This is a genomic window from Actinomadura sp. KC06 (assembly GCF_004348735.1).
Lineage (GTDB): Bacteria > Actinomycetota > Actinomycetes > Streptosporangiales > Streptosporangiaceae > Spirillospora.
The window spans coordinates 1-15,446 of sequence record NZ_SMKT01000119.1 but is presented as its reverse complement, the minus strand read 5'-3'; the positions used below and the strand labels follow the sequence as shown (position 1 = coordinate 15,446).

At 72.4% G+C, this 15,446-nt stretch carries 14 protein-coding genes; 7 read left to right on the top strand and 7 right to left on the bottom strand.

Features of this window, described 5'->3' with window-relative positions:
- The first annotated feature begins 44 nt into the window (after nucleotides 1–44).
- The 6 genes from E1287_RS30235 to E1287_RS30210 are packed head-to-tail and all read left to right on the top strand — an operon-like array spanning nucleotide 45 to nucleotide 8,945.
- Complete coding sequence (locus E1287_RS30235) at nucleotides 45–1,937, top strand: histidine kinase (RefSeq protein ID WP_131968673.1); 1,893 nt, start codon at nucleotides 45–47, stop codon at nucleotides 1,935–1,937.
- Nucleotides 1,938–1,947: 10 nt separating this feature from the next.
- Nucleotides 1,948–2,868: a ferritin-like domain-containing protein gene (locus E1287_RS30230; RefSeq protein WP_131968672.1), complete on the top strand. Its 921-nt coding sequence runs from the start codon at nucleotides 1,948–1,950 to the stop codon at nucleotides 2,866–2,868.
- Nucleotides 2,865–5,189: an HAD-IB family hydrolase gene (locus E1287_RS30225; RefSeq protein ID WP_131968671.1), complete on the top strand. Its 2,325-nt coding sequence runs from the start codon at nucleotides 2,865–2,867 to the stop codon at nucleotides 5,187–5,189. The genes E1287_RS30230 and E1287_RS30225 overlap by 4 nt, the downstream gene beginning before the upstream one ends.
- Nucleotides 5,186–6,424 carry an alcohol dehydrogenase catalytic domain-containing protein gene (locus tag E1287_RS30220; protein ID WP_131968670.1) on the top strand — a complete coding sequence of 413 codons (1,239 nt, stop codon included), beginning with the start codon at nucleotides 5,186–5,188 and terminating at the stop codon, nucleotides 6,422–6,424. Before E1287_RS30225 ends, E1287_RS30220 begins: the two co-directional genes overlap by 4 nt.
- Nucleotides 6,421–7,998: a lactate racemase domain-containing protein gene (locus tag E1287_RS30215; protein WP_207934553.1), complete on the top strand. Its 1,578-nt coding sequence runs from the start codon at nucleotides 6,421–6,423 to the stop codon at nucleotides 7,996–7,998. The genes E1287_RS30220 and E1287_RS30215 overlap by 4 nt, the downstream gene beginning before the upstream one ends.
- On the top strand, nucleotides 7,995–8,945 hold the full coding sequence (locus E1287_RS30210; RefSeq protein ID WP_131968669.1) for a lysophospholipid acyltransferase family protein: 951 nt from the start codon (nucleotides 7,995–7,997) through the stop codon (nucleotides 8,943–8,945). The genes E1287_RS30215 and E1287_RS30210 overlap by 4 nt, the downstream gene beginning before the upstream one ends.
- A gap of 194 nt (nucleotides 8,946–9,139) precedes the next feature.
- On the opposite strand, the gene E1287_RS30205 is transcribed toward E1287_RS30210, so the two are convergent.
- The 7 genes from E1287_RS30205 to E1287_RS30175 all read right to left on the bottom strand — a co-directional run bounded on the left by E1287_RS30205 (nucleotide 9,140) and on the right by E1287_RS30175 (nucleotide 15,163).
- Nucleotides 9,140–9,868 carry a LarC family nickel insertion protein gene (locus tag E1287_RS30205; protein WP_131968668.1) on the bottom strand — a complete coding sequence of 243 codons (729 nt, stop codon included), beginning with the start codon at nucleotides 9,866–9,868 and terminating at the stop codon, nucleotides 9,140–9,142.
- The gene (gene larB / locus E1287_RS30200; RefSeq protein ID WP_207934552.1) at nucleotides 9,865–10,452 is read right to left on the bottom strand and encodes a nickel pincer cofactor biosynthesis protein LarB; all 588 of its coding nucleotides are present in this window, start codon (nucleotides 10,450–10,452) and stop codon (nucleotides 9,865–9,867) included. The genes E1287_RS30205 and larB overlap by 4 nt, the downstream gene beginning before the upstream one ends.
- Nucleotides 10,453–10,469: 17 nt before the next feature.
- Nucleotides 10,470–11,129: an AIR carboxylase family protein gene (locus tag E1287_RS30195; protein ID WP_131968666.1), complete on the bottom strand. Its 660-nt coding sequence runs from the start codon at nucleotides 11,127–11,129 to the stop codon at nucleotides 10,470–10,472.
- Entirely contained in the window at nucleotides 11,126–11,998 is an 873-nt protein-coding gene (gene larE / locus E1287_RS30190; RefSeq protein ID WP_131968665.1) for an ATP-dependent sacrificial sulfur transferase LarE, read from the bottom strand. The genes E1287_RS30195 and larE overlap by 4 nt, the downstream gene beginning before the upstream one ends.
- 190 nt (nucleotides 11,999–12,188) lie before the next feature.
- Nucleotides 12,189–12,788, bottom strand: coding sequence for a superoxide dismutase (locus E1287_RS30185; RefSeq protein ID WP_131968664.1), 600 nt, complete (start codon nucleotides 12,786–12,788; stop codon nucleotides 12,189–12,191).
- A gap of 64 nt (nucleotides 12,789–12,852) precedes the next feature.
- Nucleotides 12,853–14,547, bottom strand: coding sequence for a hypothetical protein (locus E1287_RS30180; protein WP_131968663.1), 1,695 nt, complete (start codon nucleotides 14,545–14,547; stop codon nucleotides 12,853–12,855).
- Nucleotides 14,548–14,629: 82 nt separating this feature from the next.
- Entirely contained in the window at nucleotides 14,630–15,163 is a 534-nt protein-coding gene (locus tag E1287_RS30175; RefSeq protein WP_131968662.1) for a hypothetical protein, read from the bottom strand.
- Between the two features lie 36 nt (nucleotides 15,164–15,199).
- Here E1287_RS30175 and E1287_RS44990 point away from each other — a divergent pair.
- A partial coding sequence (locus tag E1287_RS44990; RefSeq protein WP_207934551.1) for a hypothetical protein occupies nucleotides 15,200–15,446 on the top strand: 247 nt, incomplete at its 3' end.

Sequence of the window (15,446 nt, the reverse complement as noted above, 5' to 3'; positions counted from 1 at the left end):
GCCTCGCTGGTAGAACGCCCCTTTTCGCGCGCACGATCACCGGCATGTACCTCGTCCTGATGCTGCAGACGAGGCTGGTGAAGCAGGCGGAGACGGGCCCGTCCCACATGCTGCTGTCGGCCACCATCGTGATCACCGGCATCTTCGCCGTGCAGTGGCTGCTCGTCCTGTACGGGCCGAGGTCGCAGCGTCCCCGCCGGTGGGTGATCTGGACGCACCTGACGACGCAGACCGCGCTGGCGCTGCTCCCGCTGGCGGTGTTCGGCACCGACTGGTATCCGGTCGTGGGCGGGTTCCTCGCCGGGTCGATGCTGCTCCTGCTGCGTCCGCCGCTGTCGTGGTTCATGGTGGCGGGCGTCGCGGCGGGCGAGGGCCTGCTGCGGTACTACCAGGGCTGGTCGGCGGTCGACGTGTCGTTCTGCGTGATGGCGACGGTGAACGTCGGCATCTCGATGTACGCGATCACGCGGCTGTCGGGGTTCGTCCGGGAGCTGCACGCGACGCGGGCGCAGTTCGCGGCGGCCGCGGCGGCGCGGGAGCGGCTGGAGGCGGCGGGCAGCCTCCGCGCGGTGCTGGGCGCGGCGCTCACCCGGATCGAGGAGGTGAGCCGGCGCGCCCGCGACCGGCTCCCGGTGGACGCGCCCGCGGCCCGCGACGACATGGACGAGGTCGCGCGGACGGCACGGCGCGCGGCGACGGACGTCCGGTCGATCGTCGGCGCGCTGCAGGGCCCGTCGCGCCGCCGGGAACGTCCGGGGCGCGTCACGCAGTCCCGCCTCGCCTGGACGATCATCCTCATCCTGACCGCCGGTTTCGCCTGGCAGCAGGTCATCTACGTCTACGCGGGCACGGACGGCTCCTGGCGCGCCACCGCCGGAGCAGTGGCGGTGACGGCCGCGATCTCAGCGCTAGTCCTACGCCACTCCTCGACCGTCTTGCGCAGACGGCGCCCGCGCGGAAGCGCATGGACGCTCTCCGCGCAGATCCTGCTGGTCTTCGTCCCGTACGCGATCCTCGGCCAGGAATGGGCGACGATGGCGTGCCTCGCCACCGGCTCGGTCCTCCTGGTCTCACGCGGACGATGGGCGTGGATCCTGTTCTCCCTCACCATCGTGGCGTGGTGCGTGCCCGCGCTGTGGGCGTCGCACGGGACGCTCTTCTACCTCTACACGTCCGCGATCTCGGTACAGATCGGCGTGGTCGTCTACGCGCTGTACCGGCTGCCGATGCTGGCCCGGGAGGTCGACGTCGCCCGCGAGCGGCTGGCGCGGATGGCGGCGCTGCACGAGCGGCTGCGCATCTCCCGCGACGTCCACGACCTGCTGGGCCTCGGGCTGTCCACGATCACGGTGAAGGCGGAGCTGGCGCGGCGGCTCGTCACCTCCGACCCGTCCCGCGCCGCCGCCGAGATCGGAGAGCTGGCCGACCTGGCGGAGCGCTCGCGTGCGGAGGCCCGCGCCGTCGCGGAGGACGACCGCGCCCTGTCCCTCCGCGACGAGGCCGTGTCGGCACGGGCCGCGCTCTCCGCCGCCGGCGCCGACGTCCACGTGGACCTGCCGGACGACGCCGAGCTGCCGCCGTCCTCCCCCGTGGACGGTGTGCTGGCCGCCGTGCTCCGCGAATCCGTCACCAACGTCCTGCGGCACGCGCACCCCGAGCACTGCGCCGTCACGGTCACCGTCGACGGCGGCGCGGTGCGGCTCACGGTCCACAACGACGGCGTCATCCCGCCGTCGTTCACGGGCTCCGACCCCGGCACCGGGAAGGGCCTGTCGAACCTGACGGCCCGCACAGGCGCTCTCGGCGGCTCCCTCTCCGCCGGGACGGACGGGAAAGGCGGTTTCACACTCGTCGCGGAGGTGCCCCTAGCAGCGGATTCGGGCACCGGGGAAGAGCCCCGTCACATGACGGATTCGCCCCTCCCCTTCCGTGCCTAGCGTTCCGAACATGAAGCAGGACTTCGACCTTGACCGCTATGTGCGCAACTCGAAGGCGGTCGATCTGTCGGGGGTGGAGTGGGACACGATCCCGTCCTTCCCCGTCTCGGGGGCGGAGGCGCGCACGCTCACCTTCATGATGGACATCGAGACGCACACCGTGATGTACGCCCGCGACCTGCTCGCGACGCGGGCCGCGTTCGACCCGGAGATCACGGCGTTCATGAGCTGCTGGATCTACGAGGAGTTCTGGCACGGCGAGGCGTTCTCCCGGTTCCTCGGCGAGGCGGGCTTCACGCTGGCGCCCGACCGCGAGCGGGTGAACGTCCACTCGCCGTACCCCACCAAGGTCGCCCGGAACGAGCGGATCCGCCGCGCGCTCGGCCGCGGCGTCTACACCGGGCACCTCGCCTCGATGGTCGGCTCCGCGCTGACCAGGGACTTCGTCGCGATCCAGATGACGTGGGGCGCGATGAACGAGCTCAGCGCCATCAACAGCTACCAGTCGATGATCGAGAAGAGCGAGAACCCCGTACTCCGCGACATCCTGCGGCGCATCATCAAGGACGAGCGCCGCCATTTCGCGTTCTACCGGTCGCAGGCGCGGCTCCGGCTGGAGCGCAGCGCGCGGGCCCGGCGGATGGCGCGGTGGGCGATGCAGCGCCTCTGGGCCCCCGTCGGGACGGGCCTGCGCCCGCAGGACGAGAGCGACTTCGCGCTCGTCTGGCTGTTCGGCGACGACGACGGCCTCGACCGCCTGCGCCGCCTCGACGCCACCATCGCGCAGCTCCCCGGCTTCGCCGGCGCGACCCTCGCGGAGGACGCGCGGCGCCGCTCGCTGGAACGGCTCCCGCGCCACCGCATACCCCAGATGGCCTCCGACTGGGCCCTAGCCCACGCCGGCGTACACAGGGAGAACCAAGCAGCATGAGCGACACCCCCGCACACGACGGCCTTGCAGGACGCACGCTCCTGCTCACCGGCGTCACCGGTTTCATTGGGCAGGCGCTGTTGGAGCGCGTTCTGTCGCGGCACCCCGACACCCGCGTTGTCGCGGTGCTTCGGGAGAAACCAGGTGTGACCGCGGACCAGCGGCTGGACGAGCTGGTCGACAAGCCGGTGTTCTGGCCGTGGCGGGAGCGGGTCGGCGACGACGCGGCCCGCGCCATCGTGCGGGATCGGGTGCGGGTGGTCTCGGCCGACCTGACCGAGTCCGTGCCGGAGCTGCCGGACGACATCGACGTCGCCATCCACGGCGCGTCGATCGTGTCGTTCGACCCGCCGATCGACGAGGCGTTCCAGACGAACGTCGTCGGCACGGTCGAGCTGTACGAGGCCGTCCGGCGGGCCGGGCGGCGGTCGGGGAAGACGCCGCACATCGTGCACGTTTCCACGGCGTACGTGGCGGGGTCGCGGAAGGGGATCGTCCCGGAGACGACCCTCGACCACGCCATCGACTGGAAGACCGAGCTGGAATGCGCCGTGGAGTCCCGCCGGTCGGTGGAGCGCGACTCGCGGCGGCCCGAGGTCCTCGGGCGGCTCCGCGCCGCCGCGCTCAAGGAGCAGGGCAAGGCGGGCCCGACCGCCGTGGCGGCCGACACCGAGCGCCGCCGCCGCGAGGAGGTCGACGACCGGCTGATCGCCTACGGGCGCGAACGGGCCCGCAGCCTCGGCTGGCCGGACGTCTACACCCTCACCAAGGCCCTCGGCGAGCGGGCGGCGGAGCAGACGGCGAGCGACGTGCCGCTGTCGATCGTCCGTCCCGCGATCGTGGAGAGCGCCCTGAAGCTGCCTTACCCGGGCTGGATCGACGGGTTCAAGATGGCGGACCCGCTGATCCTCGCCTACGGGCAGGGCATGCTGCGGGCGCTGGCCGGGATCGCGGACGGCGTCGTCGACATCATCCCGGTCGACCTGGTGGTGAGCGCCCTGCTCGCCGCGGCCGCCGCGCCGCCGGAGCCGGGGACGCCCGCGTACTACCACGTCGGGTCCGGGGCCCGGAATCCGCTCACGCTGCAGCGGCTGGTCGAGCTCGTCCAGGAGTACTTCAACGAGCATCCGCTGCCCGGCACCGACGGGCGCGGCGCGATCCGTCCGCGCGAGCTGACTCTGCTCAGCGAAGGACGCGCCGAGCGCATGCTCGGCACCGCCGAGCGCGCCATGGACTTCGCGGAGAAGGCGCTGATGATGCTGCCCAGCGGGGACCGCACCCGCGGCTGGCAGCGCAACCTGTACAAGCAGGGCCGCGAGGTCCGGATGTTGCGCCGCTACCGCGACCTGTACGGGGCGTACGGCGCCGCCGAGGTCGTCTACGCCGACACAGCGACGCTCGCGCTGGACAAGTCGCTCGCGGACGGCGCGGGCTGCGACTCCGCCGTCATCGACTGGGCGCACTACCTCCGCGACGTGCACTGCCCCGCGGTGACCGCCGCGTTCCGCCACGTGCAGGCGCCCTCGCCGAAGCCGCGCCCGATCGGGACCTCGGCCCGCCCCGCACCGGCGACCGCCGCGTTCGAGGAGCGGAGCGACGTCGTCGCCGTGTTCGACCTCGACGGGACGATCGTCGCGTCGGACGTCGTGGAGGCGCACCTGTGGGCCCGCCTGCTGGACGCCCCGCTCAAGGCATGGCCGACCACGTTGCTGCCCGTCCTGCGGAAGGTCCCGCACTACCTGCGCACCGAGCACCGCGACCGCGGCGAGTTCTTGCGCGAGTTCGTCCAGCGCTACGAGGGCGCGAACGAGGAGCAGTTGCGGGAGCTGGCCCGCGACCGGCTCGGGGACGTCCTGCTGCGCCGCGCCTGGCCGCAGGCGATCCGGCGCATCCGCAACCACCGCGCGGCCGGGCACCGCACGATCCTGCTGACCGGCACCGTGGACGTGTTCATCGAGCCGCTCCGCACGCTCTTCGACGACATCCTGGCCGCGAAACTCCGGGTGGTCGACGGACGCTGCACGGGCAGTTTCGAGCAGCCGCCGCTCATCGGCGAGTCACGCGCCGCCTGGCTGCGGGCCTGGGCCCGCGACGAGGGCGTCGACCTGACCGGGAGCTGGGCGTACGGTGACCACTATTCCGATCTGCCCGTCCTCCAGCAGGTCGGGAACCCCGTGGCCGTCAACCCCGACGCCCGCCTGTACCGGCACGCCAAGCGGCAGCGCTGGACGATCGCAGACTGGGACGGCGACTCCGGCGCGGTCTCCACCCTCCTGGACGCCGCCTTGGAGGGCGCTTCTCAGAAAGGTGGGGTCCGATGATCCTGGCGCTGGAGTACCACCGCTCCCCCGCCCGCTACCTGGCCGCCGCGCGCCTGCCGGGACGGCTCCGTTCGGCGGCCGTCCCGTCGCTGGCGCCGCTGCGGCTGACGTCCAAGCCCCCGCCCGGGACGCCGGGGCCCGGCTGGGTGCGGCTGCGTCCCGTGCTGTCCGGGATCTGCGGCTCCGACCTGGCGATGGCGGCCGGGAAGGTCTCTCCGTACCTGGCGCCGCTGACCTCGATGCCGTTCGTGCCCGGCCATGAGATCGTCGCCGAGCTGATGGACGACGCCGGCGACGGCATGCCCGCCGGGACGCGCGTCGTCATCGACCCGGTGCTGCCGTGCCGGGCCCGCGGCACCGGCCCGTGCCCGCCCTGCGCCGAGGGCAACGAGAACCGCTGCGACCACGTGAACGCCGGACGGATCTCGTCCGGCCTCCAGACCGGGTTCTGCGCCGACACGGGCGGCGGCTGGTCCGAACGGCTCGTCGCGCACCACAGCCAGCTGCACCGGGTGCCGGAGTCCTTGCCGTCCGAGCGGGCGGTGCTGTCGGAGCCGCTCGCGTGCGCGGTGCGGTCCGTCCGCCGGATCGACGTGCCGCGCGGCACGTCGATCGTCGTGGTCGGCGCGGGGACGGTCGGCCTGCTGACCACCCTCGCGCTGCGCGAGCTGACGCCCGCCGGTCCGATCACGGTCATCGCCCGCCACGCGGGCCAGCGCCGCCGCGCCCGCGCGCTGGGCGCGACCGAGACGATCGACCCGTCGGCCGCGCTGCGCGGATTGCGGCGCATCACGGGCGGCTCGCTCGTCCGTCCCGAACTGGGCCCCGGCTACCTGCTCGGCGGCGCCGACATCGTCGTCGAGTGCACGGGCGGCGAAGGGCTCGACACCGCGCTGCGGCTCGTCCGCGCGGGCGGGACGGTGCTGCTGTCCGGCATGCCGTCCAAGCCCGCCGACCTGACGCCCGCCTGGTACCGGGAGCTGAACATCGTCGGCTCCTACGCCAGCCGCGGCGCCGACGACTTCCAGGCCGCGATCGACCTGGCCTCGCACGACGCGCTCGGCGGATTCGTCGACAGCGTCTACCCCCTCACCCGCTGGCGGGACGCGCTGTCGCACGCCCTGTCCGCCGGACGCTCCGGAAGCGTCAAAATCGCCTTCGACCCCCAGAACGGGGACCGACCCTCGCTTGGCGAAACCCCCGACCACCTCGATCGCGAAGGAGCCGTTGGATGAGCAGACCGGGACTCGTGCTGGAGGTGGACGAGCGGACGCCCCCGCTTCTCGTGCACGAAGGAGAAGGGTTCCGGCTGGAGCGGTTCCCGCTCGGCACCCGCGTCATCTATCCGCCGGATTCGCTGCCGGGCGTCCGCGACGTGACCGGACGGATCCGCGACGCGCTGCTGAACCCGCTCGGCAGCGAGCCGCTCCCCGAGCTGCTGCATTCCGGCATGCGGCTGACGATCGTGTTCGACGACCTGTCGCTGCCGCTGCCGCCGATGCGGGCGCCGGACGTCCGCGGCCGGGTGATCGAGCAGGTGCTGGAGATGGCCGCCGCCGCCGGGGTGGACGACGTCGAGCTGATCGCCGGCAACGCGCTGCACCGCCGGATGACGCCAGCGGAGATCAAGCACATCGTCGGCGAGCGCGTCTTCAACTCGTTCTGGCCGGACAAGCTCGGCAACCACGACGCCGAGGACCGCGACAACCTCACCCTGCTCGGGCAGACCCGGCACGGCGAGGACGTGGAGATCAACAAGCGGGCCGCCGAGAGCGACCTCATCGTGTACGTGAACATCACGCTGGTCGCGATGAGCGGCGGCGCGAAGTCGGTGGCGGTGGGGCTGGCGTCGTACAAGAGCCTGCGGCACCACCACAACGTCCACACGCTGCGGCACTCCCGCTCGTTCAACGACCCGCCGAACTCGGCGATGCACCACTCCTACGACCGGATGCACAAGCTGCTGTCCGAGTCTGTGCGCGTGTTCCACATCGAGTGCACGGTCAACAACGACCAGTTCCCGCCGCCGTTCGAGTTCCTCAACAAGCGCGAATGGGAGTGGACGCTCAAGGACCAGGCGAAATTCCTCGCCGGCAAGCGAGCCAACGACCTCGCCCCCGCCACCGCCCGGCACCGGGTGTGGCAGAACATGCGCGCGCCTTACGGAATCACCGGGGTGCACGCGGGCGCGACTGACCTCGTCCACGAGAAGACGCTCGCCAACGTCCACCGGCAGCAGCTCACCGAGGTGCAGGGCCAGTCGGACGTCCTCATGCTGGGCCTGCCGTACCTGTGCCCGTACAACGTGAACTCGGTGATGAACCCGATCCTCGTGTACAGCCTGGGGCTCGGCTACTACTTCAACATGTACAAGAACAAGCCGCTGGTCCGCGAGGGCGGCGCGCTGATCATGTACCACCCGATGAAGTCGGAGTTCCATCCGCTGCACCACCCGAGCTACATCGACTTCTACGAGGAGGTGCTGACGCAGACGACGGACCCGGCGACCATCGAGACGAAGTACGAGGAGCAGTACGCCACCGACCCCTGGTACGTCCACCTGTACCGGAACTCGTACGCCTACCACGGCGTCCACCCGTTCTACATGTGGTACTGGGGCGCGCACGCGCTGTCGCACCTCGGCGACGTCATCTGCGTGGGCGCCGACCGCCGCGTCGCGTCCCGGCTCGGGTTCCGCGCGGCGAGCACCCTCGCGGACGCGCTGGAGATGGCGGGCGAGACGGTCGGGCGCAGCCCGTCCCTCACCTACTTGCACACCCCGCCGATGACGCTGGCGGACGTCCGATGAGCGGCGGCGGTAAGGGCGGCTCCGGCAAGGGCGGCCGGATGAAGCTCGCGGAGGAGATCCGGCTGCTGCGCCGCGGACGTGACTGGCGCGGCCGGGCCCCGGCGCCCCGGTCGGCGCAGCCGTGGCAGACGGCCCCGCCCAGCCGCCCGTTCCCGACCGAGTGGGCGCGCACGCCGCTCGCGATCGCGGCCCGGAAGGTCGCGTTCGACGGCGTGCTCAGGACGGTCACGTGGAGCCAGACCCGTCCCGAGATCCACGGCGCGGACGTCCTGGACGAGCTCAAGGGCCCGGTCGTGTTCGTCGCGAACCACGCGAGCCACCTGGACACGCCGCTGATCCTCGGCTCGCTGCCCGCCCGGATCCGCCAGCGGGTCGCGGTCGCCGCGGCGGCCGACTACTTCTTCGACGCCCGCTGGCGCGCCGTCGCGACCGCGCTGACGTTCAACGCGTTCCCGATCGAGCGGCGCGGCTCGGGCGGGGCGCTGGACCTGGCGTCCGAGCTGCTGCAGGACGGGTGGAGCCTGCTCATCTACCCGGAGGGCACCCGCTCGACGGACGGCTGGGCCCGGCGGTTCCGGATGGGCGCGTCGCTGCTGTGCCGCGATCAGGGCGTCCCGGCGGTGCCGCTGGTGCTGCGCGGCACGTACCAGGCGATGCCGCGCGGCGGGTTCTGGCCGAAGAAGGGGCGGCCCGTCGTGTCCGTCCGGTACGGCAAGCCGCTCGACCCGGGCCCGGACGAGTCGACGAGCGCCTTCAACGCCCGCCTTGAGGACGAGATGGGCCGCCTGTGGGTCGAGCACGACGAGGACTGGTGGACGTCCCTGCACGCCCCAGACCGCCGCCGCGCGCCCCGCGGCCCCGACGCGTCCGAATGGCGCCGCAAGTGGGAGTCGACCCGTCCGGAGGCGCCGTCGTCCCGCCACCACCGCATCTGGCGCCGCCGCTGAGCGCGGCTTGGTTAAAAAGCGTGGGCGCCCGCCGGCCAACGACGTCCGGCGGGCGCCCTTCCGCGTTCACGCGCCCTTCCGCGTTCACGCGCCCTTCCGCGTTCACGCGCCCTTCCGCGTTCACGCGCCCTTCCGCGTTCACGCGCCCTTCCGCGTTCACGCGCCCTTCCGCGTTCAGGCGGTCTCGTCCGCGTTCAGGCGGTCTCGCCGAGGACGACCTGGGTCACGTTGGGAAAGTCCCCGAAGATCTTCGTCCCGGCGCCGAACCCGTTCCCGGTGACGGTCATCGACGGCATCGGCCCGAACGCGTCGGCGAGGGTGACCAGCAGCGCGGTGCCCGTAGGGGTGGCCATCTCGGAGTCGATGTCGTGCCCCTGGATCGGCGCGCGGGCGCGGGCCAGCAGCTCGACAACGGCGGGGCCCGGGTTCGGGATCAGGCCGTGGCGGCACCGGATGAAGCCTCGTCCGACCGGTATGGGCGCGGCACGCACCTCGTCCACGCCAAGCGTCTCGAGCGCGGCGCACGTCCCGACGACGTCGACGATCGCGTCGTGCCCGCCGACCTCGTGGAAGTGGACGTCCTCAGGCGGCATCCCGTGGACCGCGCCTTCGGCTTCGGCGAGCGTCCGGAACACGTCGAGGGCCCGTTCCCGCACCCGGCCGGGCAGCGGCGCGGCGGTGACGATCTCCTCGATGACCGCGTGCGTGCGGGACACGGCGTCGTCCTCGACGTCCACGATGGCGCGCGTGGCGGCGATCCCGCGCCGCGACACCCGCTCGACGTCCAGGGACCAGCCGGGGACGTCCAGCCCCTTCAGCATGGCCCGCACCTCGCCGAGATCGGCGCCCGCGTCGAGCAGCGACCCGAGCGCCATGTCACCGGCCACCCCGGCGAAGCAGTTGAAATAGGCGATCTTCGTCATCTGAGCATCCTTCGCGCTAGTACCGCGGCTCCGAGCCCGTCGTCGATCCCGGTGACGGCCAGTCCCGGCGCCCCGGAGTTCAGCAGCGCGGCCAGCGCCGCGAGGCCGCCGCTGGAACTGCCGTAGCCGACGCTGGTCGGCACCGCGATCACCGGACGGGACGTCAGGCGCGCCGTGACCGACGGCAGCGCACCGTCCATGCCCGCCGCGACGATGAGGAGCCGCGCCTCGTCCAGCCGCTCCCGCACGGCCAGCAGCCGATGCAGCCCAGCAACGCCGACGTCGGCGATCAGCGTGACGTCCAGCCCGAACGCGGTCGCCCCCGCCAGCGCCTCCTCCGCCACCGGCAGGTCGGCCGTCCCAGCGGACAGGACGACGACGGGCACCGCCACAGGAGGCCGCGGGCGCGTGAGCACCACCAGCCCGGACCGCGAATGATGGACGGCCCCCGGCGCGGCCTCCCTCGCCGCCTCGAACTGCTCGCGCGACGCCCGCCGCAGGAACGCCACCTCGGCATCACGGGCCAGCAATTCCTTGACGCGCTGCCGCACCTGGTCTGGATCAAGCTCAGCCGCTTCAGCCACGGCGACGATCGGACGGCTCATGACCCCGCCGCATTGACGAGATGGGCGGCATATCCGGCCCCGTAACCGTTGTCGATATTGACCACGACCACTCCAGGCGAACACGAATTCAAGGCCGAGAGGAGAGCGGCGTGCCCGGCCTGCTCCCCGCCCGCCGAAGTCGGCAGCGCGACGACCATGCGATGGGTCAGCCCGGACACGAGCGTCGGCAGCGCGCCGCCCGTCCCGTCCGCGACGACGAACACGCCGGGGGAGTTCTGCTCGCGGAGCCATTCGGGCAGCGCGGCCGGGTCATGGACGGGCGCGTCGTAACGCCGGACGACCCGGCTGCCCATCGCCTCCGCGACCAGCGCGGCCTCCTCGGCCGCGGCCTCGTCCTCCGGGCGTCCGCACACGACCTCGACCCGTCCCGTCCCGGACACCGCGACCGGCGCCAGCACGGCCAGCCTGGCGCGCTCATGCACCACCGTGCCGGGGAACGCCGCACGCAAAGCGTCCAGCGTCTCCGCATCCGCCCGCGTGGCCAGCACATTGGTCGCACCAGACCCGATCAGGCTCTCCGCGATCGCCACGACCTCCGCGACCGTCTTGCCCTCGCAGTACACCGCCTCCGGATGCCCGCGCCGCCGCCCCCGCCCGATGTCGACGCGCGCGAACCCCAGCTCGTCGACGGTCATGACGCCCGCACCCGAGGAAGCCCGAGCACCGCGTTATGGCTCCCCTGCCGATAAGGCTCCAAATCAAGCGTCACATACCGGAACCCGGCGTCCTTGAGCAGCGCGACGATCTCGCCCGCCCGCTCCGCCGCACGTCCGATGTCCGCCGCCTCCACCTCGATCCTGGCGAGGTCGCCGCCCTGGTCGCGGACCCGCAGCCGCCCGCCGAACCCGGCGCGGCGGAGCGCGTCCTCGGCGTCCTCGATCCGGCGCAGCGCCTCTCGCGTGACCGGCACCCCGTACGCGAGCCGCGACGACAGGCACGCCGACGCGGGCTTGTCGGACGTGGGCAGCCCAAGCTCCCGAGCCGCTTCCCGGACGTCCGCCTTGCTCAACCCCGCGTCCACCATCGGGAACCGCGCCCCGAGCCGCCGCGCCGCGCTCTGCCCCGGCCGGTGATCGCCGAGGTCGTCGGTGTTCACCCCCAGCAGGACGGGCCAGTCCCCGGCCTCCGCCGCCACCGCGGTGAGCACCGACACCAGCGCCTCCTTGCAGAACCGGCACCGATCGCCGCCGTTCGCCGTGTACCGCTCGTCGTCCAGCTCCTGCGTCCGCACGACCCGGTACCGCATCCCGAGCCGCTCGGCCTGCGCGCCGGCGTCGGCCAGCTCCGCCCGCGCCAGCGACGGCGAGTCGGCGGTGACGGCGAGCGCCCGGTCCCCCAGCTCCTGATGCGCGAGGTAGGCGAGCAGCGAGCTGTCCACCCCGCCCGAGTAGGCGACGACAGCCCCGGGCAGCGCGGCCAGCGCCTCTCGCAGTGCCGTGACCTTGGGCAGGGCGGTGACCTTGGGCAGCGCCGTCACTTCCGGTGAAACGAGGCTGTGGGCCATGCGATTCTCCTTCGGCGTCGTCGTCCTCCGGCTCGTGAGGCTAGACGCCCGGACGGCATCGGCGAATCCGTCATCCGACGGGCGAGTTCAGCATGGCCCATGACATGGCACGACGCCCTCCAGGCCGCAAGGAAAGGGTTCTGAGCACGATCCCGGCCTGGAGGGCGCCGTGGTCTGGGCGCCCCTGCGGCTAACCGCGGGCCTTGTCGAAACGCGTTGCGACGTCCGTCCAGTCGACGAGCGACCAGAGCTTCTCCACGTAGTCAGGACGCACGTTCCGGTACTGCAGGTAGTAGGCGTGCTCCCACGCGTCGAAGACCAGCAACGGCGTCGTGTTCATCCCGACGTTGCCGTGATGGTCGTAGACCTGCTCCACGACGAGCCGTCTCCCCAGCGGCTCCCACGCCAGCACGCCCCACCCGGACCCCTGCACGGTGGACGTCGCCGTGGTGAGCTGCTTCCGGAACGCGTCGAACGATCCGAAGTGCTCGTTGATGGCCGCCGCCAGCTCGCCGTCGGGACGGTCCCCGCCGTCCGGCGACAGGTTGTCCCAGAAGATCGAGTGCAGGACGTGCCCGGACAGGTTGAACGCGAACGTCTTCTCCAGCCCGACCAGCCCGCCGTACTGCTCCTTGTCCCGCGCCTCGGCCAGCCTCTCCAGCGTGTCGTTGGCGCCCTTGACGTAGGCGGCGTGGTGCTTGGAGTGGTGCAGCTCCAGGATCTCCCCCGTGATGGCGGGCTCCAGCGCGGCGTAGTCGTAGGGCAGATCAGGAAGCGTGTAGTCAGCCATACCGCCACTATTGCAAACACCTTGCAACTACGTCCAGCAAGCAACAATGCCAGGTCCGCTCGTTTCAGGACGGGTCGACGACTGTGCGGTCGCCGTCTGTTTCGTAGGCGACGACCTGGACGATCGGGAGGCTGGACGTCTCCGCGGATGCGCCGCCGGTGCGCGGGCCGGGCACCACGAGCAGGGGCGTTCCGTGGTCCATCTTCATCTCGTGGGAGCCCAGTTCGCCGACCGTCTTCAGCCGCACGATGTCCGGGCCCGCCGCCGCCACCAGGTGCCAGCGCCGGGGCGACCGCCACCACACGGCGGCGACCGTCCCGGCGGACGAGGTGAAGTCGCTGTTCGTCCTGCCCCGCTCCGACAGCGCCCGTCCTTCGGCGGAGATCAGCATCGAGCTGGCCGGGGCGCCCCACGGCGAGGACGCGTCCACCGTCAGCAGCGTCGCCCGGCCGCCGCCGTCCGGCAGCTCGCCGCTCCACAGCCGCCCCAGCCGCAGGTCACCGGACTCGCTCAGCGTGGCCGCGCCCTCGCAGGCGACGGCGTGGAGGGCCGCCCAGCTGAACTTCTCGTCCCGCTCCGGCGGGCCGCGGAACCACACTCGCGGCGCCGCGGACCGCGGGTCGTGCGAGGCGAGCTGGGTGACGGTCCGCGGCCAACCGCCATTGCCCGGACGGAACGTCATCTGGAACACCACGTAGTTCTGGCAGCGCGGCGTGAACCAGCGCCAGGGCAGCGGATCGGTCAGCCCGTCCTTGACGGCCACCGGCGCCCAATCTGGAGAGCGTCCTGACGGCAGCGCCGCCCGCACCTCCTGCAGCCACGGCGGGACGAGGTAGCGCCACGTCAGGCCCAGCATGATGAGCTGGCCCGCGCCCGTCCCGAGCCTGCGGACCGACTCCACGCCGCGCGACAGGCGCCGCTCGAAGTACTGCGCCACGCTCGGCGTCTCCCGCAGGCCGGGTGAGTCGCGCAGGACGACGAGGGACGCCCCGTCCACCGTCCCGGCGTACAGGACGACGACGCGTCCGTGCGGCGGGTCGTGCCGGTCGTCCCGCCAGGCGTCGGCGGCCCGGCGCAGCAGCCCGGCGTTGTCGCGCAGCTCGCCCTGCGCAGGCCATTCGTAGATGGTCGGCGCGCCCGTCCGCTGCCACGCGCGCGGGTCGATCGCGGCAGGCCCGCCGGCCCCTTCGCCCGGCGGTATCAGGACGAACCCGGCGACCGCCAGCACCACCGCCACGAGCCCGGCCGCCACGGCGACCCGCCAGGCGCGCGGGACGGCGAGCGGCGGACGCAGCCGCACCAGATCAGGCTCGAAAGCCTCGATCTCGGCCCGTTGCGCGGCTTCGTCCAGGCCCGTCCGGTCGTCGACGGCGTCGGTGGCCCGGTCCACGTCCCGGAAGTCGGCCTGGATGTGGACGCCCAGCTCGGCAGCCGCCTCGGGGGCGGTGAGCCCGTCGCGGTGCAGCAGGTAGGCGAGCCGCTCATGCCGCGACAGCTCAAGCAGCGCCGCCCGGACGGACCCCTTCGGAGTCGGCGCGGGCTCGAAGAAAAGACGCTGCAGCAGGGGCCGACCAGCGGGCGGGTCGGTGAGCAGGATCGCGACGAGCCGCGCCCGCATCGCCGGATATCCGCCCTTCCTGACCCGGGCCGCGCGGGCGGCGGCACGGCGGGCGCGCGTGAGCGGTGCGTCGCCGTCGTCCAGCACCAGGTACGCGAGCCGCAGCAGGCCGGCGTAGTGCTCACGGTCCACCGTTCGCACCGGGCACCTCCCACCCGCATTGTGCGCACCCGCCGGTAACGGACGGGTTGAGACAGCGCGCGGTCACCGCGCCGTAACCCGGCTACAGGGAGGAGTCCTGGAGCGTGGGCGCCGGGGCGGCGGTCTGGTCATCGGAAAGGACCGCACGGTACATCAGCACCGCGACAAGGATCATGATCGCGGCCAGCCCCGCGTAGACGGCGGCGAAGAGCAAGAGCGCCCCCACGTCGACCTCGGGCACCGTGTCCTCGGCCGTCCCCCCGGCGACGGCCATGGCTCCGAGCCCGCCGATGAGCAGGGCGACGGCGACGCCGAGGACGCAGTTCATGCCCGGCGAAGGCGCCCGCCGCGACCACCGCACCAGACGCCAGCCCGCAACGTAGACGAAGAGGAACCCCGGGACGGCCAGCACGACCGCCATCGCCAGCATGGTCTCCGGCATGGTGGCGGGGCTCGCGTTCGTCGTCTGCACGGCGTCCCCGGTGGCGATCTTCACCACGCCACCCCGCCAGATGGTGCCCTTGACCCGGTCGCCGTCACGCAGCGTGTTCAGCAGCGGCCCGTTGTTCCGGTACACCGTCGGCCACTTGTACGTCTGCCCGGGCGGCGTGAGCATGGCGCTGATGCTGCTCCCCTGCCCTTGTAGAGCCGGATGTCGGAGACGATGAACTCCTGCGTCCACGTGCAGTCCGCCGGGCGCTGGGGCTGCGACGCGCAGGTGGGCGCGTCCCGCAACTCGTGCAGTTGGTCCCTGCGCTCGGGGAACTCGCCCGCCGCGTACACCGACCCCCACAGCATCCCGAGCCCGATCAGCAGCACGGGGATCGCCACGAACCGCCAGGACAGCAGAGACCGCCTGCGCACGTCGTCCGATCCCCCGTCCATGACCGGATCCTCCC